This is a genomic window from Streptomyces gamaensis, from assembly GCF_042656465.1.
GTDB lineage: Bacteria > Actinomycetota > Actinomycetes > Streptomycetales > Streptomycetaceae > Streptomyces > Streptomyces gamaensis.
The window spans coordinates 146,661-164,758 of the sequence record NZ_JBHSPB010000008.1; the positions used below are offsets into that span (position 1 = coordinate 146,661).

Sequence of the window (18,098 nt, forward strand, 5' to 3'; positions counted from 1 at the left end):
CGGGGGACGAGCGCCGCTCAGCCCGTCTTCCGGAACAGCCCCTCCTGCATCACGGACACCAGCAGCCGGCCCTCCCGGTCGAAGATCTGACCCCGGGCCAGACCCCGCGCACCGGTCGCGATCGGCGACTCCTGCTGGTACAGGAACCACTCGTCGGCACGGAAGGGCCGGTGGAACCACATCGCGTGGTCGAGGGACGCCATGTCGAACCCGCGCGGACCCCACAGGGGCTCGACCGGGATGCGCACCGCGTCGAGCAGCGTCATGTCCGAGGCGTAGGTGAGCGCACAGGTGTGCACGAGCGGGTCGTCCCCGAGCGGCCCCACCGCGCGCATCCACACCGCGCTGCGCGGCTGCGCCCCCACGAGCTCCCGCGGATCCCAGCGCAACCGCTCGACATAACGGATGTCGAACGCCAGGCGCCGCTCCATGTGCCGCAGCGCACTGGGCAGTTCGCCCAGGTGCGCGCGGATCTCGTCCGCGAGCCTCGGCAGTTCCTCCGGGGCCGGCACCCGCGGCATGTCCACCTGATGCTCGAAACCCGGCTCGGCCTCGTGGAAGGAGGCGGTGAGATTGAAGATCGTACGGCCCTGCTGGACGGCCACCACGCGCCGCGTGGTGAAGGACCGCCCGTCCCGCACCCGCTCCACCTGGTACACGATGGGCACCCCCGGTCTCCCCGGGCGCAGGAAGTACGCGTGCAGCGAGTGCACCGGGCGGTCGCCGTCGGTGGTCCGCCCGGCGGCGACCAGGGCCTGCCCGGCGACCTGGCCGCCGAAGACACGCTGCAGCGACTCGTCCGGGCTGCGGCCCCGGAAGATGTTGAGATCGATCTGCTCCAGATCGAGCAGACCCACCAGACGGTCCGTGGGAGAGGCCATCGGTACTCCTTCGCTGCGGGGGCGTGACGTGCGGGCGGGGCCTCGGAGGTTACAGCGGACCGACGTCCGTGACCCGCACCACCGCGCGCCCCTCCTCGTCGGAGGCCGTCAGGTCCACCTCGGCGGAGATGCCCCAGTCGTGGTCGCCGTTCGGGTCGGCGAAGGTCTGCCGGACCCGCCACAGCCCCTCCTGCGGCCGCTCCTCGATCCGCAGCAGCCTCGGCCCGCGCGCGTCCGGGCCGGTGCCCAGCTCCTCGTAGTCGTCCCAGTAGGCGTCCATGGCAGTGGCCCAGCGGTCCTCGTCCCAGCCGGAGCCGGCGTCCATCTCGCCGAGCTCGCCGACCTTGTCGAGCGCGGCCAGCTCGACCCGGCGGAACATCGCGTTGCGCACCAGCACCCGGAACGCGCGGGCGTTGGCCGTGACGGGCTTGACCTGGTCGGCGCGGTCCTGCGCCTCCTCGGCCGTCTCCTGCTCGGGATTGGCCAGCTGCTCCCACTCGTCCAGCAGGCTGGAGTCGACCTGCCGCACCATCTCGCCGAGCCAGGCGATCAGGTCCTCCAGGTCGTCGGACTTCAGATCGTCGGGGACCGTGTGGTCGAGCGCCTTGTACGCGCTCGCCAGGTAGCGCAGCACGATGCCCTCGGTCCGCGCGAGGTCGTAGAACGAGACGAACTCCGTGAAGCTCATGGCCCGTTCGTACATGTCCCGGATCACCGACTTCGGCGACAGCGGATGGTCGCCGACCCAGGGGTGGCTCTTGCGGTAGACGCCGTAGGCGTGGGACAGCAGCTCCTCCAGCGGCTTGGGGTGGCTGACGTCCATGAGCCGCTCCATGCGCTCCTCGTACTCGACGCCCTCCGCCTTCATCGCGGCCACCGCCTCGCCGCGCGCCTTGTTCTGCTGCGCGGCCAGGATCGGCCGCGGGTCGTCCAGCGTCGACTCCACGACGGAGACCATGTCCAGGGCGTAGGAGGGCGACTCGGGGTCGAGGAGCTCGAAGGAGGCCAGCGCGAAGGTGGACAGCGGCTGGTTGAGGGCGAAGTCCGACTGCAGGTCCACCGTCAGCCGGACGATCCTGCCCTCGGCGTCGGGCTCCGCGAGCCGCTCGACGACCCCGCCGTCCAGCAGCGAACGGTAGATCGCGATGGCACGGCGGATGTGCCGCAGCTGCGCCCTGCGGGGCTCGTGGTTGTCCTCCAGCAGCCTGCGCATCGCCTCGAAGGCGTTGCCGGGCCGGGCGATGACGGACAGCAGCATCGTGTGCGTGACCTGGAAGCGGGAGGTCAGCGGCTCCGGCTCGGAAGCGATGAGCTTCTGGAAGGTGTTCTCCGTCCAGTTGACGAAGCCCTCCGGGGCCTTCTTCCGGACCACCTTGCGGCGTTTCTTCGGGTCGTCGCCCGCCTTCGCCAGCGCCTTCTCGTTCTCGACGACGTGATCCGGCGCCTGCGCGACGACGAAGCCGGCCGTGTCGAAACCGGCCCGGCCCGCCCGGCCCGCGATCTGGTGGAACTCCCGGGCCCGCAGCGTACGCACCCGCTGCCCGTCGTACTTGGTCAGCGCCGTGAACAGCACGGTGCGGATCGGCACGTTGACGCCGACGCCCAGGGTGTCCGTGCCGCAGATGACCTTCAACAGGCCGGCCTGCGCGAGCCGTTCCACCAGGCGCCGGTACTTGGGCAGCATCCCGGCGTGGTGCACACCGATGCCGTGCCGCACGTAACGCGACAGGTTCCGGCCGAACTTCGTGGTGAAGCGGAAATTGCCGATCAGCTCCGCGATCCGGTCCTTCTCCTCGCGCGAGCACATGTTGATGCTCATCAGCGCCTGCGCCCGCTCCACCGCCGCCGCCTGGGTGAAGTGCACGATGTACACGGGCGCCTGACGCGTCTGCAGCAGCTCGGTCAGCGTCTCGGTCAGCGGCGTCGTGCGGTACTCGTAGGACAGCGGCACCGGCCGGGTCGCCGAGCGGACCACGGCCGTCGGCCGCCCCGTGCGCCGGGTCAGATCCTCCTCGAACCGCGATACATCGCCCAGAGTTGCCGACATCAGAACGAACTGCGCCTGCGGCAGTTCCAGCAGCGGGATCTGCCAGGCCCAGCCCCGGTCGGGCTCCGCGTAGAAGTGGAACTCGTCCATGACGACCTGCCCGATGTCGGCGTCCTTGCCGTCCCGCAGCGCGATCGAGGCGAGCACCTCGGCCGTGCAGCAGATCACCGGGGCATCGGCGTTGACGGAGGCGTCACCGGTCAGCATGCCCACGTTCTCGGTGCCGAAGATCTTGCACAGCTCGAAGAACTTCTCCGACACCAGCGCCTTGATGGGCGCGGTGTAGAAGGTCACCTGGTCGTTGGCGAGCGCGGTGAAGTGCGCCCCGGCGGCCACCAGGCTCTTGCCGGAGCCGGTCGGTGTCGACAAGATCACATTCGCGCCGGAGACCACCTCGATCAGTGCCTCCTCCTGCGCGGGGTACAGCGAGATCCCCCGCTCCTGCACCCAGGTCGAGAAAGCCTCGAAGAGGGCATCGGGGTCGGCATGGCTCGGCATCTGATCGATAAGGGTCACCCCTCCATACTGCCTGGCCCCGGACACTGCCCGGGACCCGGCCGGTCGAACAGTGATCATCCGGGCGCTACGCTGAGTCGCCGACCCGGCGTCAGAAAAGCGGGACGCCGACCGGCACAAGAGGTGGAACGACCATGATGGGACCGGCGCACTCGCTCTCGGGGGCGGCCGCCTGGCTGGGACTGGGGGCCGCGGCGGCCGCCGCCGACCGCCCGATGCCCTGGCCGGTGCTCGTCGTCGGTGCCCTGATCTGCGCCGGGGCCGCGCTCGCCCCCGACCTCGACCACAAGTCGGCGACGATATCGCGCGCCTTCGGTCCCGTCTCGCGCGTCCTGTGCGGCATCATCGACGCGCTCTCGCACAGCGTCTACAAAGCCACCCGGGGACACGGCGATCCGCGCCGCAACGGCGGGCACCGCACCCTGACCCACACCGCGCTGTGGGCCCTGCTGATCGGCGCGGGCGCCTCGGGGCTCGCGGTCACCGGTGGACGCTGGGCGGTGCTCGGCATCCTCTTCGTGCACATGGTCCTCGCCGTCGAAGGACTCCTGTGGCGCGCGGCCCGCACATCGAGCGACGTCCTGGTCTGGCTGCTCGGCGCGACCAGCGCCTGGATACTGGCCGGCGTCCTCGACGAGCCGGGCAACGGCGCGGGCTGGCTGTTCACCGAACCGGGCCAGGAGTATCTGTGGCTGGGGCTGCCCATCGTCCTCGGGGCCCTCGTCCACGACATCGGTGACGCGCTCACCGTCTCCGGCTGCCCGATCCTGTGGCCCATACCCATCGCCCGCAAGCGCTGGTACCCGGTGGGGCCGCCGAAGGCGATGCGGTTCAAGGCGGGCAGCCGCATCGAGGTGAAGGTGCTCATGCCGGCCTTCGCCGTCCTGGGCGGCATCAGCGGGCTCGGCGCCCTGGAACTGATCTGACCCTCGGGCGCCGGCCGCCCCGCCGCGGCGGGGCGGCGCCTCGTGAACGCTTCCCGGCAGGGGCACCGGCGCGCGGTCACTGGTGCCAGGAGCGCCACAGCGCCGCGTACGCTCCGTCCGCCGCGACCAGTTCCTGGTGGCTGCCCAGCTCGCTGATCCTGCCGTTCTCCGCCACGGCGATGAGATCCGCGTCGTGGGCGGTGTGCAGCCGGTGCGCGATCGCCACGACGGTCCGCCCCCGGAGGACCTGGGCCAGCGACCGTTCCAGATCGCGGGCGGCGCGCGGGTCCAGCAGCGACGTCGCCTCGTCGAGGACCAGCGTGTGCGGGTCCGCGAGCACCAGCCGCGCGAGCGCCACCTGCTGGGCCTGGGCGGGCGTCAGCGCGAACCCGCCGGATCCCACCTCCGTGTCCAGACCGCTCTCCAGCGCACGCGCCCAGCCGTCGGCACCCACCGCGCCCAGCGCCGCCCACAGGTCACCGTCTGCGGCCGACGTCCGGGCCAGCAGCAGATTGTCGCGCAGCGAACCGACGAAGACGTGATGCTCCTGGTTGACCAGCGCCACGTGCCGGCGCACCCGCTCGGTGGGCATCCGCGCCAGCTCGGCACCGCCCAGCGTCACCGCCCCCGAACGCGGCGCGTAGATACCGGCCAGCAGCCGGCCCAGGGTCGACTTGCCCGCCCCCGAGGGGCCGACCAGCGCGACCCGGGTCCCCGGCGGCACATCCAGACAGACGCCGTGCAGGACGTCGCTGCCCGCGTGATAGCCGAAGCGCACCTCGTCCGCCCGTACGTGCCGGCCCTTCGGCTCCGTGCCGCCGTCCGCGCCCTCGGGCTCGATCTCCCGGACCCCCACCAGACGGGCCAGCGACACCTGGGCGATCTGGAGCTCGTCGTACCAGCGCAGGATGAGGTCCACGGGGTCGATGAGCATCTGCGCGAAGAGCGCGCCTGTGGTCAGCTGTCCCACCGAGATCCACCCTTGCAGCACGAAGACACCGCCGAGGGTCAGCACGGAGCCGAAGACGAGCGCGTGCGTCGCGTTGATCACGGGGAAGAGCACGGAGCGGAGCCACAGCGTGTAGCGCTCCCATCGGGTCCATTGCCGGATCCGCCGGTCGGAGAGCTCGACGCGGTGCCGGCCGAGCCGGTGCGCCTCGATCGTCCGTCCCGCGTCGACGGTCTCCGTGAGCGAGGCGGCGACGGCCGCGTACCCGGCGGCCTCGGACCGGTAGGCGGCCGGTGCTCGCCGGAAGTACCAGCGGCAGCCGGCGATCAGGACGGGCAGCGCGATGAGCACGCACAGGGCCAGCGGCGGCGCGGTCACCGTCAGCGCCCCCAGCAGCAGCCCCGCCCACACGACGCCGATCGCCAGCTGCGGCACGGCCTCGCGCATCGCCTCCGCCAGCCGGTCGATGTCCGTGGTGATCCGGGAGAGCAGATCCCCGGTCCCCGCCCGCTCCAGTACCCCGGGCGGCAGTGCCACCGAGCGCACGAGGAAGTCCTCGCGCAGATCCGCGAGCATCTCCTCGCCGAGGACCGCACCGCGCAGCCGCACCATGCGCACGAACACTGTCTGCACGGCCAGGGCCACCGCGAACAGCGCGACCGTACGCGCCGGATGCAGCTCCCGCACGCCCGAGGACAGATCCTCCACCAGCCCGCCCAGCAGCGTCGGGCCCACCATGGACGCGGCCACGGCGACCGCGTTGAGCGTCACCAGGAGCAGGAAGGCCGCGCGATGTCTGCGCAGCAACCGGCGTACGTAACGCCGCACGGTGGCCGGAGCGGCGACCGGCAGGGTCGTCGCCGACTCGGGTGCCGCCGGGTCGTACGCCGGTGGCGCCACTCCGATCATGCCGAACCCTCCAACTGCTCCCTGTCGCCCACGTCATGGGGACGCCCGTGTGTGTCGACGGCTGCCGCTTCCGTGCCGGCCTCCCGGGTCACGACCGCGCGGTACTCCGCTTCCTGCCGCAGCAGCAGGCGGTGTGCTCCTGTGGCGGCGACCTTGTCCTGCTGCACGAACACCACGCGGTCGGCGCGGTCGAGCAGCAGCGGGCTGGAGGAGAACACCACGGTGGTCCGGCCCTCCCGCAGCCCCTTGAGCCCCTGGGCGATCCGCGCCTCGGTGTGCGAGTCGACCGCCGAGGTCGGCTCGTCGAGCACCAGCACCTCGGGGTCGGTCACCAGCGACCTGGCGAGCGCCAGCCGCTGCCGCTGCCCGCCCGACAGCGAGCGGCCGCGTTCGGTGATCCGCGCCCGCATGGGGTCGCCCGGGCCGTCCGGCATGCTCCGCGCGAGCGCGTCCAGCACGTCGCCGCACTGCGCCGCCGCCAGTGCCGCCGCGACGTCCACCAGGCCCGAGGCGGGCACGTCCAGAAGCTCCGTCAGCGTCCCCGACAGCAGCACCGGGTCCTTGTCCTGGACGAGCACCGCCGTACGGGCCGCCTCCAGCGGCACCTCGTCCAGCGCCACCCCGCCGAGCAGCACCGACGGCGCGCCGTCCGGTGCGGCGGCGTGCCCTCCGAGCCGCTCGGCCAGCCGTCCCGCCGCGTCCGGGTCTCCGCACACGACGGCGGTCAACTGCCCGGCAGGGGCGAGGAGTCCGCTCGCCGGGTCGTACAGATCGCCCGACAGCCCCGCCGCCTCCCGCGGACCGCCGGCCGCGGGCGTCGCGCGCTCCAGCGCGAGGACACGGGCCGCACGCTCGGCGGAAGGCCGGGAGAAGGCGTACGACATGGCGATCTCCTCGAACACCCTCAGCGGGAACAGCAGGAAGCTCACCATGCCGTAGACCGTGACCAGTTCACCGACCTCGATCCGGCCCTCCTGGACCAGACGCACGCCGTACCAGACCACGGCGATCAACAGCAGCCCCGGCAACAGCACTTGCACCGCCGCGATCAGGGCCCACATCCGCGCGCTGTGCACGGCGGCTCTGCGCACCTCCTGTGAAGCACGGCGGTAACGCGACAGGAACAGCTCCTCGCCGCCGATGCCGCGCAGCACGCGCAGCCCGGCCACGGTGTCCGAGGCCAGCTCCGTGGCCCGGCCCGCCTTCTCGCGCTGCTCGTCGGCCCGCTTGGTCGCGTGCGGCAGCAACGGCAGCACGGCCAGGACGAGCAGGGGCACGCCGAGCGCCACCACGGCCCCCAGGGCCGGCTGGTAGACCACCAGGGCCACGCACACCGCGAGTGTGGCGACGGCGGCCGAGGCGAAGCGGGAGAACCCCTCGACGAACCAGCCGATCTTCTCGACATCGGCCGTCGAGACCGCGACGACCTCTCCGGCCGCGACCCGCCGGGTCAGTGTCGAGCCCAACTCGGCGGTCCTGCGCGCCAGGAGCTGCTGCAGCCGTGCCGCCGCGGTGATCCAGTTGGTGATGGCCGCGCGGTGCAGCAGCGTGTCGCCGAGCGCGATGAGAACCCCGAGCAGCACCATCAGCCCGCCCGCGAGCGCCAGACGGGCACCGGACCGGTCGACCACCGCCTGCACGGCGATGCCCAGGGCCGTCGGCAGCAGGGCCACGGCCACCATGTGCACCGTGCCCCACACCATGGCCCGCAGCTGCCCGGCCAGTTGGTTCCGGCCGATCCAGAACAGCAGCCGTGGACCGGACCGGGCGTCGGGACGGCCGGGATCGGTATATGGAAGATCGCGAATCTGCATGACTTCCCAGCGTCGGAGCGAGAGGGCGGGAGCTGTGCAAGGTTCGCCGCGCGGGCGTGTGCGGTTCAACCGGTTTTTCCGCGCGGCGCGGCGGATCGACGCGAAGCCGCTCTGGCGCACGGTTGTGCGAAGCGCTTCACTCCTGGCTCATGAGACGACTGTTGCTCGCACTGTGCGCCACGGCTCTGGGACTCGCGCTGACGGTGCCCACGGCCGCCGCGGCGGATCCGCCGGCGGAATTCGGTACCCAATGGCACGACCCGGTCACCGCCGCCCCGCCGGTCGCCACCCCGCACACCACCTCGTGCACCGTGACCGTCGCCGACACCGAATTCCGCGACTACACCCCCTACAAGGGCAGTTACGCACCACCCCGACGCTGCGGCGACCGCTGGAACAAGGTCGTCCTCAGACTCGACGGGGCCGTCGCGGGCCGGCAGTTCGACCGACTGGGATATCTGCACATCGGCGGCGTCGAGTTCCTGCGCACCTCGACGCCGGAACCCTCGCCCAAGGGCATCACCTGGGCCGTGGAGAAGGACGTCACCCGCTACGCGGCGACTCTGCGCGAGCGGCAACCCGTCGAGATGCTCATCGGGAACTTCGTCGACAGCACCTACACGGGCGTCATCAAGGTCAGGGCCACGCTGACGTTCTACGCGGCCGAGGGGCCCGTACAACCCGCTTCCACCCCGGACAAGGTCCTCACCCTCGACGGTGCGCGCAGTGAGGGAACGGCGTACGAGGGGCAGTTGACCACTCCGCGCAACACCGAGCGCATCGTGGCCGAGGTGTACGCGACCGGTTCGGGCGGCGGCTGCGAGGAGTTCTGGTACCTCACCGTGCCGGACGCGGCGCCGTACTCCTGCAAGGCCAAGGACGGCCCGTACCGCGAGGTGCGGATCGCCGTGGACGGCAGGCTCGCCGGCATCGCCGCGCCCTTCCCGACCGTGTGGACCGGCGGCTGGTCGAATCCGTTCCTGTGGTACGTCGTCCCCGGCCCGCGCGCCTTCGACGTGCGGCCCGTGGAGTACGACCTCACCCCCTTCGCCGGAATACTGAACGACGGCCGGGCGCACCGCGTCACCGTCACCGTGGCCGGGGTTCCCGAGGGGCAGACAGGCTGGAGCACCCCGGTCAACTTCCTGGTCTGGCAGGACGCGCAAGCCGGACAGGTCACCGGCGCGCTGACCGGCCACCGGGAAGGGAAGCCGACGAACACCACCACGCACGAGCCGGGTCCGGAACACCGGCTGCGCGCCGAAGGCGGACACTCCCTCACGGTCTCCGGCTCTCTGAACACCTCCCACGGCCGCGTGAGCACGACCGTCACCAGGGAACTGGCCGCCCACTCGGTGCACCGCTGGACCGAGGGAGAGACCACGGACGCGCTCCGGGCCCGCTGGAACGACGACGAGACGGTCACGGTGACCGGTCGCGGTCCGGCCACCGTGACCCACCTCCGCCGCGCGTACACCATGGACGGCGCAACCACCGTCGGCACGGGCGACCGCCTGCGCACCGTGATGACCATGGGGGACCGCGCGGACACCCTCACGCTGCGGGCCGGCAGCGCACCGGTCCGGTCCCGCCTGGACGACACCTACACCGGTGACGCCGCCTACAACCAGAACGTGCCGCGCGAGCAACGGCACGCGACGGGGGTCTCGCGCGAGCGGTACCGCCTTGACGGCCCGGACAGTTGCTACGACCGGACCCTGGCCACGGCGCAGGGCGAGCTCACCGAGGACCGGCGGCGCTGCTGAGCCCGCCGGGCGGAGCCGGCCGTACCGGGGACGGCCCGGGGCCCGTACGCGGCTCCCGGACCGCCCCCGTCGGCCGGGTCAGCAGCGACCGTCGGACGCCCGCAGCAGCTCGGCGAGCAGTCCGCCGAGGACTTCGCGCTGCTCGGCGCTCAGCGGCGCCAGGACGTCCTCGACCGAGGCCCGCCGCGCGTCCCGCAGGGCCCGCAGCGTCGTGCGGCCCCGGTCGGTCAACTCGATCCGGATGACACGGCGGTTGGCGGGGTCCGGGACCCGGCGCACCACGCCGTTCGCCTCCAGGGCGTCGACCAGCGTGGTCACCGCGCGCGGCACCACCTCCAGGCGCTGGGCGAGGTCCGCCATCCGTGGCGGGGCCTCGGAGTGCGCCACCGCGCGCAGCAGCCGGGCCTGGGCCGGTGTGATGCCGACCGGGTCCAGATAGAGCTTCTGGGCGCGGTGGAGGCGGCGGGTCAGGCGCAGCAGCTGTTCGGCCAGCTGTCCGGAGGTGTCGGGGGCGGTCATGATCCCAGAATACCGGACACCGTCCATTGTGAGCATAGGTAACAGTGAGCTATGCTCGGTATGGGTTCGGCCGACAGCGTGTCGCTGCGTCGCCGCATGCGCGCACGCCGACTCCGGGCCCGCCTGTTCCGCGAGCACCGCGCGGCGGCCGCCGCGCGGGCCCGTGTCCTTCGCAGATCCCAGGAGCCGCCCATGCGCCACGACGAACCCGAATCACCCCCGGCCCCGGATGCGGAGCATCCCGCTCAAGTGCGGCGCATCCTCCGGCTCTTCCGCCCCTATCGCGGCCGACTCGCCCTCGTCGGGCTGCTCGTGGCCGCCTCGTCGCTCGTCTCGGTCATCTCGCCCTTCCTGCTGCGCGAGGTCCTCGATGTCGCCCTGCCCCAGGGACGCACCGGCCTGCTGAGCCTCCTGGCGCTCGGCATGCTGGCCGCCGCCGTGATCAACGGTGTCTTCGGCGTCCTGCAGACCTTCCTGTCCACCACCGTGGGCCAGCGCGTCATGCACGATCTGCGCACGGCCGTCTACGCGCGGCTCCAGGCCATGCCGCTCGCCTTCTTCACCCGGACCCGCACCGGTGAGGTGCAGTCCCGGATCGCCAACGACATCGGCGGTATGCAGGCCACCGTGACCTCCACCGCCACCTCCCTGGTCTCCAACATCACCAGCGTCGTCGCCGCGGTCGTCGCGATGCTCGCCCTCGACTGGCGGCTCACCGTTCTCTCGCTGCTTCTGCTGCCGGCCTTCGTGGCGGTCAGCCGCCGCGTCGGCCGCGAGCGCAAGAAGATCACCTCCCAGCGGCAGCAGCAGATGGCCACGATGGCCGCCATGGTCACCGAGTCGCTGTCCGTCAGCGGCATCCTCCTCGGCCGCACCATGGGCCGGGCCGGCTCCCTGACCCGGGCGTTCGCCCAGGAGTCCGAGCAGCTCGTGGGGCTGGAGGTCCGCGCCGACATGGCCGGCCGCTGGCGCATGGCCACCATCGGCGTCGTCATGGCCGCCATGCCCGCCGTCATCTACTGGGCCGCCGGCATCGCGCTGCACGGCGGCCCCGGCATCTCCCTCGGCACCCTCGTGGCCTTCGTCTCCCTGCAACAAGGGCTGTTCCGGCCCGCCGTCAGCCTGCTCGCGACCGGCGTGCAGATGCAGACCTCCGTCGCCCTGTTCCAGCGCATCTTCGAATACCTCGACCTGCCCGCCGACATCACGGAACCCGAGCGCCCGGTGCGGCTGGAGAAGGTGCGCGGCGAAGTCCGCTTCGAGCAGGTCACCTTCCACTACGACCCGCAGGGCCAGGCCGCCGACCGCCCCACGCTCAGCGGCATCGACCTGACCGTGCCCGCAGGGAGCAGCCTGGCCGTCGTCGGCCCGACGGGCTCCGGCAAGAGCACTCTCGGCCATCTCGTCCCCCGGCTCTACGACGTCACCGCCGGCCGTGTCCTGATCGACGGGACCGACGTCCGCGACCTCGACTTCGCCACCCTCGCGCACGCCGTCGGAGTCGTCTCCCAGGAGACCTACCTCTTCCACGCCTCCGTCGCCGACAACCTCCGCTTCGCCAAACCCGGGGCGAGCGACGAGGAGTTGGAACAGGCGGCGCGAGCGGCACAGATCCACGACCGCATCGCGGCTCTGCCCGACGGCTACGACACCGTCGTCGGCGAGCGCGGACACCGCTTCTCCGGCGGCGAGAGACAACGGCTCGCCATCGCCCGGACCATCCTGCGGGACCCGCCCGTGCTCATCCTGGACGAGGCCACCAGCGCCCTCGACACCCGCACCGAACACGCCGTCCAGCAGGCCATCGACGCCCTCGCCGAAGGCCGCACCACGATCACCATCGCCCACCGCCTCTCCACCGTCCGGCACGCCGACCAGATCGTCGTCCTCGACGCCGGCCGTATCGCCGAACAGGGCACTCACGAGCAACTCCTCGCGGACGACGGACAGTACGCCGCCCTGGTGCGCCGCGATGCCCGGTCCGCCGTCCACGTCTGAGCGCGCTCGTGGCGGAAAACGAGTGCGGAACGTGTGTGCGAGACGGCTGCCGGGGGGATCCACAGGATCATGACGCAATCCGAGCCCCTGCCCGTCGACGGTGAGCGGCCGACGGGGCCGGGCCGCGCCCCGGCCCCCCGCTCCGCCGTACGCCAGATCGCCGCCGCCTCCGTCGGCAACGCCGCCGAGTGGTACGACTGGTACGCCTACTCCTACCTCGCGGTGTACTTCGCCGACCAGGTCTTCCCCAAGGGCTCCGGCAATTCCCTCGTCCCGCTGCTGTCCACATTCGCCGTCTTCGCCGTCGGGTTCTTCATGCGGCCCGTCGGCGGTCTGCTGATGGGGGCGGTCGCCGACCGGTACGGACGGCGCACCGCGCTCACCGCCACCATCCTGCTCATGGGAGGCGGCAGCCTGCTCGTCGCGCTGACCCCCACCTACGCCTCCGCCGGACTTCTCGCACCCGTCGTCCTCGTCGTCGCCCGTCTCGTCCAAGGGCTCTCGGTCGGTGGCGAGTTCGCCGCCTCCACGACCTTCCTGGTGGAGTCCGCCGGTCCCGGCCGGCGCGGGCTCTTCTCCAGCTTCCAGTACGTGTCCACCACCATCGGCCAGCTCTTCGCCTCCGGCGTCGCCGTCCTCCTCGTCCACACCCTGACAGGCCGGCAGATGGACAGCTGGGGCTGGCGCGTGGCCTTCCTCATCGGCGCGGCCATCAGCCTCGCCGGGCTGTGGATCCGCCGGGGCGCCCAGGAGACCCGCTCGTCCGTTCCGCAACAGGCCGCCAGGCCCGGTCTGTTCGAGGCGGTGCGCCGCCATCCCCGCGAATCCCTGCTGATCTGCGGCATCACGGCGGGCGGCACCATCGCCTACTACACCTGGACCACCTACCTGCCGACCTACGCCCAGGTCACCTCCGGGACCGACAAGGGCGACGCGCTCCTGGCGGGCACGGTCTCCCTCGCCTTCTTCGCGGCCCTCCAGCCTCTTGGCGGCCTGCTCTCGGACCGCGTCGGCCGCAAGCCCCTGCTGGTCGGCTTCGCCGTGGGCTTCGCGGCACTGGCCGTGCCCCTCCTGCACGCCGTCGGCGACGACTTCGTCTCCCTGCTGATCGTCCAGTGCGCGGGCATGGTGCTGCTCACCGGCTACACCTCGGTCGCCGCGGCGGTCAACACCGAGATCTTCCCCGCCCGGGTGAGGGCCGCGGGGATCGGCTTCCCCTACTCGGTCACCGTCGCCCTCTTCGGCGGGACCGCCCCCTACCTCGGCACCTGGTTCAAGGAGTCCGGGCACCCGGGCACCTTCCCCTGGTACGTCGCCGGACTCTGCCTGCTGTCCGCGTGCGTCTACCTGACACTGCCCGAGACCGCCACACGTCCGCTCGACCGCTAGCCTTCCCCGGTCTCCGTGAACTCTGCCCGGATCGCGGCCGTGTGCTCCCCCAGCGCCGGCACCGCTCCCATCGCCGCCTCCCGTCCGGCCGTCACGACCGGCGGGAGAAGACCACGCAACACCCCGGCGGGCGAACCGAAATCACGCCACCGGTCGCGCGCCCGCAGCTGGGGATGGTCGGCGAACTCGGCGATCGTACGCAGCCGTGCGTTGGCGATACCCGCCCCGTCGAGCAGAGCTGTGACCCCTTCCGCGGAGTGCTGCGCGAAGCACCCCTCCATGAGAGCCGTCAGTTCGTCGTCGTGCGTCCGGCGGGACGGATTGTCCGCGAACCGGGGATCACGGACCAACGCGGGCCGCCGCAGCACCCGTTCGCACAGTGCCACCCACTCCCGGTCGCTCTGCACGCTCAGGAACACCTGCGCGCCGTCACCGCAACGGTAGTGCCCGTAGGGGGAGATGGAGGGATGCCGGGCACCACTGCGCGCGACCGGCTCGCCGCCGTGGGCCTGCGCGAAGTACGGGTGCCCCATCCACTCCGCGAGCGCGTCGAGGAGCGAGACGGACACTGCGCTGCCCTCACCGGTGCGCTCACGCTCGTACAGCGCGGTCAGGATGCCCGTGTACGCGTACATCCCGCCGGCGATGTCGGCGACGGAAATCCCGGGCCGGGCAGGGGAGTCGGCGCTGCCGGTGACCGAGAGCAGACCCGCCTCGCACTGCACCAGCAGGTCGTACGCCTTCTTGTCGCGGTACGGGCCGTCCGGGCCGTAGCCGGTGATGTCACAGGTGATCAGACGGGGGTGGCGGGCCCGCAGGACATCGCTGCCCAGACCGAGCCGGGCGGCGGCCCCGGGGCCGAGATTCTGGACGAACACGTCGGCACGGGCCAGGAACCGGTCGACCAGCGAACGGTCGGTCTCTTCCTTGAGGTCGAGGACGACGCTCTCCTTTCCCCGGTTGACCCAGACGAAATAGGAGGAGAGCCCCTTGACGCTCCGGTCGTAGTCACGGGCGAAGTCGCCGCCCCCGGGGCGCTCGATCTTGATGACGCGCGCGCCGAGATCGGCCAGCTGACGGGTGGCGAACGGGGCCGCCACGGCCTGTTCGAGAGCGATGACAGTGACCCCGTGCAACGGCGGCTGCAACTCGGCTTCTCCCATGGGTCAGATCATATGACCGGCCCTGTGGACGGGGCCCGACGCGCACCGTCGTCGGCGGCCTACGCTCCGGGCATGGAGATCGCAGCAGAGCACTTCGCCGCAAGCATCAGCCGTGCACCGGGCCCATCACCGGCTGTACGCACGAGACTTGGTGAACCGGGCCGTGCGGCTCACGGCATCTCACACGGCCACCGCGAGGGGTGCCCGCACCGGCCCGGACCACCCGTCACCGCTGTCGAAGGCCCCGACTCCCGCCGCGGAAGGGGAGGTCAGCACAGCCTGTACCCCGAGAGCGGCGCTGCGCCCGGCCCGGTTGGCGCCGATGGTGCTCGCCGACGGTCCGTAGCCGACCAGTTGGACCCGGGGATCGCGGGCCGCCCGGGTGCCCTCCATCCGGATCCCGCCGCCGGGCTCGCGCAGCCGGAGCGGGGCCAAGTGGTCGACGACCGGGCGGAAACCGGTGGCCCAGAGGATGACGTCGGCTTCGACGGACGTGCCGTCGGCCCACGCGACCCCGGTGGGCGTGATCCGGTCGAAGGCCGGCAGCCGGCGCAACACCCCTGCCGCGCGGGCGCGTTCCATCGCCTGCGTCATCGGCAGCCCGGTCACGGACACCACGCTCTGCGGGGGCAGCCCCTGCCGGACCCGTTCCTCGACGAGGGCGACGGCGGCGCGCCCGTGCCGTTCGTCGAACGGGCCCTCCCGGAAGGCCGGCGGCCTGCGCGTCACCCAGGTCGTCCGCGCTCCCGCGGCGGCGAGCTCCATCAGGTGCTGCACCCCGGAGGTGCCGCCGCCGACGACCACCACGCGCATCCCCGCGAATTCCCGGGGGCCCGGATAGTCCGCCGTGTGCAACTGGCGGCCCCGGAAGTCGGCCTGACCGGGATAACGGGGCCAGAACGGCCGGTCCCAGGTGCCCGTCGCGTTGATCAGCGCCCGTGCCGACCACCCGCCCCGCGAGGTCTCGACCCGCAGCCTGCCCCGCTCGCCCCCGCGCACCGCGTCGACCTTCACCGGGCGCTGAACGCGCAGATCGAAGGCGCGCTCGTACTCCGCGAAATAGGCGCCGATCACCTCGGAGGACGGGCGCGCGTCGTCGGCCCCGGTCAGTTCCATGCCCGGCAGCGCGTGCATCCCGTGCACCTTGCCGTAGGTCAGTGACGGCCAGCGGAACTGCCAGGCGCCTCCCGGGCGCGGCGAGCGGTCCAGGACGACGAAATCGACGCCCGGCCGGTAGCCCAGCCGGCGCAGGTGGTACGCGCTGGACAGCCCGGCCTGTCCGGCACCCACGACGACGGCCTCGACCTCACGCACCACGGAATCGTTCATGTTTCTACCAACCAGGAGGTGTGGTGTTCTCTTCCCGCCCGTTCCCCGCCCGCCCGGCCGGCGCCCGCTCCCGCTTCCCGGCCGGGGGCGTGCGGCCAGGCGTCCGCGCCCGTACGAAAATGGGGGCATGGCTGAGACTCCCGGCATCCCCTCCGGCACCTTCCGTACGCGCGTGCTCGACATCGCCACCGGTTCCACCGAGACGGTCTACGACCTCACGCACGAGTGCGAGGCATTCCTGCGGGAGGTGGCCGGCGGCCGCGACGGCCTGCTCAATGTCTTTGTCCCGCACGCGACGGCGGGCGTCGCCGTCCTGGAGACCGGAGCGGGCAGCGACGACGACCTGCTGGCCGCGTTGCACGAGCTGCTGCCCGCCGACGACCGCTGGCGCCACCGGCACGGCAGCCCCGGCCACGGCCGCGACCATGTGCTGCCCGCGTTCGTGGCCCCGCACGCCACGCTCCCGGTCCTGGGCGGCCGACTGGAGCTCGGCACCTGGCAGTCGGTCTGCCTGGTGGATACGAACCGCGACAACCCGGACCGCACGGTGCGGCTCACCTTCCTCGGGTGACGGACGCGCGGCGGGGCGGTCACCGGGTCGTGCGGCGGAGCGTGCGGTCCGAGTCGGCCAGCCACCGCCAGGCGCGCCGGGCGTCGAACTCGCCCTGCCCGCCGGGGAAGAGAAGGTCCGCCCCCGCCAGCGCGGGATCGTCGGCGGCGCCCGGTACGTACGGCACGGCGATGCACCGCATCCCGGCACGCCGCGCGGCCTGCACGCCGGGCGCCGAGTCCTCCACCACCACGCACCGCTCCGGCGCGACGCCCAGTCTGCGGGCCGCCTCCAGGAAGACGTCCGGTTCGGGTTTGCCGCCCGCGACCTCCTCGGCCGAGACGACCGCCGAGATCCGGCCGCCGAGCCCCGTCGCGGCCAGCACCGCGTCGATCGCGGCGCGCGAGGAGCCCGAGGCGACGGCCATCGGCACCCCGGACCCGTGCAGCAGGTCCACGAACGCGCGCATCCGCGGGAAGACTTCGGTGTGCGCCCCGGCCAGGGCCAGGTACTCGCGGTTCTTCGCGGCGAGCAGTTCGTCCACGGGCGCGGCGATACCGTGCTCGCGGCGCAGGACCTCCAGGGTTTCCCGCGTGCCGATCCCGATGAACCGCTCGTGCTCCTCCCAGGAGAAGCCGGGCACGCCGTACCGCAGAAGCACCCGCCGCCCGGCCTCGTAGTAGTTCGGCTCGCTGTCCACCAGCGTGCCGTCCAGGTCGAAGACGACCGCGGTCCGCCGCGGTCCGGGTCCGGGGGAGGGGAGATCTCGGGACGTTCTCATGGGCCCAGCATGCTGCAGGCCTCCGGGGCGGGCGGGACGGGGGTCAGCGGCCCGGCCCGGCCGCCCGGCCCACGGCCTCCACCAGCGGCAGCATGCGGTAGGGCACCCGCTCGCGCAGCGCCATCTCCGTGCGCGTGCGCACCACCCCCGGCAGCCGCACCAGGACCTGGATCACGTCCTCCAGGTGCGCGGCGTCCCGCGCGACCACCCGCGTGAGCACGTCGCCGCCGCCCGTCATCGAGAACGCCTCGATGATCTCGGGGACGTCGGCGAGCGCCTGGGCCACGGGCTCCAACTGGCCCTGTCTGACCTCGATGTGGACGAACGCCAGAACGGGGTGGCCGAGCGCGGCGGGGGACAGCCGCGGGCCCGTGCCGGTGATCACGCCGTCGCGCTCCAGCCGGTCGAGCCGGGCCTGCAGCGTGCCGCGCGCGATGCCCAGGATGCGCGCGTACTCGCGCGCCGAGGTGCGCGGCTGCTCCAGCAGCAGCCGCAGGATCTTCGCGTCCAGGGCGTCCACGGCCATGGGCCAACGGTCTCCTCGTGGTCGGCGGTCCGGGT

Annotated in this window: 14 protein-coding genes; 5 read left to right on the forward strand and 9 right to left on the reverse strand. The window is 72.3% G+C overall.

The window, feature by feature from the left end:
• Positions 1 to 17: 17 nt before the first annotated feature.
• A complete protein-coding gene (locus ACFP1Z_RS15310) occupies positions 18 to 881 on the reverse strand; it encodes an acyl-CoA thioesterase (RefSeq protein ID WP_390316832.1) in 864 nt (287 codons plus the stop codon).
• 49 nt (positions 882 to 930) lie between these two features.
• Positions 931 to 3,444 (reverse strand): DEAD/DEAH box helicase, encoded by a 2,514-nt coding sequence (locus ACFP1Z_RS15315; protein WP_390316833.1) that lies wholly within the window; start codon positions 3,442 to 3,444, stop codon positions 931 to 933.
• Positions 3,445 to 3,578: 134 nt separating this feature from the next.
• Between ACFP1Z_RS15315 and ACFP1Z_RS15320 the strand changes: the two genes are divergently transcribed.
• The gene (locus tag ACFP1Z_RS15320) at positions 3,579 to 4,370 is read left to right on the forward strand and encodes a metal-dependent hydrolase (RefSeq protein ID WP_390316834.1); all 792 of its coding nucleotides are present in this window, start codon (positions 3,579 to 3,581) and stop codon (positions 4,368 to 4,370) included.
• A gap of 76 nt (positions 4,371 to 4,446) precedes the next feature.
• Here ACFP1Z_RS15320 and ACFP1Z_RS15325 read toward each other — a convergent pair whose 3' ends face one another.
• Together ACFP1Z_RS15325 and ACFP1Z_RS15330 are read right to left on the reverse strand one after the other, a co-directional pair.
• Positions 4,447 to 6,228, reverse strand: a complete 1,782-nt coding sequence (locus ACFP1Z_RS15325) for an ABC transporter ATP-binding protein (protein WP_390316836.1) — start codon at positions 6,226 to 6,228, stop codon at positions 4,447 to 4,449.
• The gene (locus ACFP1Z_RS15330) at positions 6,225 to 8,042 is read right to left on the reverse strand and encodes an ABC transporter transmembrane domain-containing protein (RefSeq protein WP_390316837.1); all 1,818 of its coding nucleotides are present in this window, start codon (positions 8,040 to 8,042) and stop codon (positions 6,225 to 6,227) included. The genes ACFP1Z_RS15325 and ACFP1Z_RS15330 overlap by 4 nt, the downstream gene beginning before the upstream one ends.
• Positions 8,043 to 8,191: 149 nt before the next feature.
• Here ACFP1Z_RS15330 and ACFP1Z_RS15335 point away from each other — a divergent pair, with 149 nt between their 5' ends.
• Positions 8,192 to 9,808, forward strand: a complete 1,617-nt coding sequence (locus ACFP1Z_RS15335; RefSeq protein WP_390316839.1) for a peptide-N4-asparagine amidase — start codon at positions 8,192 to 8,194, stop codon at positions 9,806 to 9,808.
• A 78-nt stretch (positions 9,809 to 9,886) separates the two neighbouring features.
• On the opposite strand, the gene ACFP1Z_RS15340 is transcribed toward ACFP1Z_RS15335, so the two are convergent.
• Positions 9,887 to 10,327 carry a MarR family winged helix-turn-helix transcriptional regulator gene (locus ACFP1Z_RS15340; protein WP_390316842.1) on the reverse strand — a complete coding sequence of 147 codons (441 nt, stop codon included), beginning with the start codon at positions 10,325 to 10,327 and terminating at the stop codon, positions 9,887 to 9,889.
• Between the two features lie 192 nt (positions 10,328 to 10,519).
• Between ACFP1Z_RS15340 and ACFP1Z_RS15345 the strand changes: the two genes are divergently transcribed.
• Both ACFP1Z_RS15345 and ACFP1Z_RS15350 read left to right on the forward strand, forming a co-directional pair.
• Positions 10,520 to 12,325, forward strand: coding sequence for an ABC transporter ATP-binding protein (locus tag ACFP1Z_RS15345; RefSeq protein ID WP_390316844.1), 1,806 nt, complete (start codon positions 10,520 to 10,522; stop codon positions 12,323 to 12,325).
• Positions 12,326 to 12,394: 69 nt separating this feature from the next.
• On the forward strand, positions 12,395 to 13,714 hold the full coding sequence (locus tag ACFP1Z_RS15350; protein WP_390316845.1) for an MFS transporter: 1,320 nt from the start codon (positions 12,395 to 12,397) through the stop codon (positions 13,712 to 13,714).
• On the opposite strand, the gene ACFP1Z_RS15355 is transcribed toward ACFP1Z_RS15350, so the two are convergent.
• Both ACFP1Z_RS15355 and ACFP1Z_RS15360 read right to left on the reverse strand, forming a co-directional pair.
• Complete coding sequence (locus ACFP1Z_RS15355; RefSeq protein ID WP_390316846.1) at positions 13,711 to 14,877, reverse strand: CaiB/BaiF CoA transferase family protein; 1,167 nt, start codon at positions 14,875 to 14,877, stop codon at positions 13,711 to 13,713. The genes ACFP1Z_RS15350 and ACFP1Z_RS15355 overlap by 4 nt on opposite strands.
• A gap of 180 nt (positions 14,878 to 15,057) precedes the next feature.
• Positions 15,058 to 16,206, reverse strand: a complete 1,149-nt coding sequence (locus ACFP1Z_RS15360; RefSeq protein ID WP_390316847.1) for an NAD(P)-binding domain-containing protein — start codon at positions 16,204 to 16,206, stop codon at positions 15,058 to 15,060.
• Positions 16,207 to 16,333: 127 nt separating this feature from the next.
• On the opposite strand from ACFP1Z_RS15360, the gene ACFP1Z_RS15365 reads away from it, so the two are divergent.
• Entirely contained in the window at positions 16,334 to 16,777 is a 444-nt protein-coding gene (locus tag ACFP1Z_RS15365; RefSeq protein ID WP_390316848.1) for a YjbQ family protein, read from the forward strand.
• 19 nt (positions 16,778 to 16,796) lie between these two features.
• On the opposite strand, the gene ACFP1Z_RS15370 is transcribed toward ACFP1Z_RS15365, so the two are convergent.
• Together ACFP1Z_RS15370 and ACFP1Z_RS15375 are read right to left on the reverse strand one after the other, a co-directional pair.
• A complete protein-coding gene (locus ACFP1Z_RS15370) occupies positions 16,797 to 17,537 on the reverse strand; it encodes an HAD family hydrolase (protein WP_390316849.1) in 741 nt (246 codons plus the stop codon).
• A gap of 43 nt (positions 17,538 to 17,580) precedes the next feature.
• Positions 17,581 to 18,063, reverse strand: coding sequence for an Lrp/AsnC family transcriptional regulator (locus ACFP1Z_RS15375; protein WP_390316850.1), 483 nt, complete (start codon positions 18,061 to 18,063; stop codon positions 17,581 to 17,583).
• Positions 18,064 to 18,098 lie beyond the last annotated feature (35 nt).

Excerpts from the sequence above, each read along its gene's own strand:
- ACFP1Z_RS15310 (WP_390316832.1), bottom strand. The coding sequence starts at position 881 with ATGGCCTCTCCCACGGACCGTCTGGTGGGTCTGCTCGATCTGGAGCAG.
- ACFP1Z_RS15320 (WP_390316834.1), top strand. The coding sequence starts at position 3,579 with ATGATGGGACCGGCGCACTCGCTCTCGGGGGCGGCCGCCTGGCTGGGA.
- ACFP1Z_RS15325 (WP_390316836.1), bottom strand. The coding sequence starts at position 6,228 with ATGATCGGAGTGGCGCCACCGGCGTACGACCCGGCGGCACCCGAGTCG.
- ACFP1Z_RS15330 (WP_390316837.1), bottom strand. The coding sequence starts at position 8,042 with ATGCAGATTCGCGATCTTCCATATACCGATCCCGGCCGTCCCGACGCC.
- ACFP1Z_RS15335 (WP_390316839.1), top strand. The coding sequence starts at position 8,192 with ATGAGACGACTGTTGCTCGCACTGTGCGCCACGGCTCTGGGACTCGCG.
- ACFP1Z_RS15340 (WP_390316842.1), bottom strand. The coding sequence starts at position 10,327 with ATGACCGCCCCCGACACCTCCGGACAGCTGGCCGAACAGCTGCTGCGC.
- ACFP1Z_RS15345 (WP_390316844.1), top strand. The coding sequence starts at position 10,520 with ATGCGCCACGACGAACCCGAATCACCCCCGGCCCCGGATGCGGAGCAT.
- ACFP1Z_RS15350 (WP_390316845.1), top strand. The coding sequence starts at position 12,395 with ATGACGCAATCCGAGCCCCTGCCCGTCGACGGTGAGCGGCCGACGGGG.
- ACFP1Z_RS15355 (WP_390316846.1), bottom strand. The coding sequence starts at position 14,877 with ATGGGAGAAGCCGAGTTGCAGCCGCCGTTGCACGGGGTCACTGTCATC.
- ACFP1Z_RS15360 (WP_390316847.1), bottom strand. The coding sequence starts at position 16,206 with ATGAACGATTCCGTGGTGCGTGAGGTCGAGGCCGTCGTCGTGGGTGCC.
- ACFP1Z_RS15365 (WP_390316848.1), top strand. The coding sequence starts at position 16,334 with ATGGCTGAGACTCCCGGCATCCCCTCCGGCACCTTCCGTACGCGCGTG.
- ACFP1Z_RS15370 (WP_390316849.1), bottom strand. The coding sequence starts at position 17,537 with ATGAGAACGTCCCGAGATCTCCCCTCCCCCGGACCCGGACCGCGGCGG.
- ACFP1Z_RS15375 (WP_390316850.1), bottom strand. The coding sequence starts at position 18,063 with ATGGCCGTGGACGCCCTGGACGCGAAGATCCTGCGGCTGCTGCTGGAG.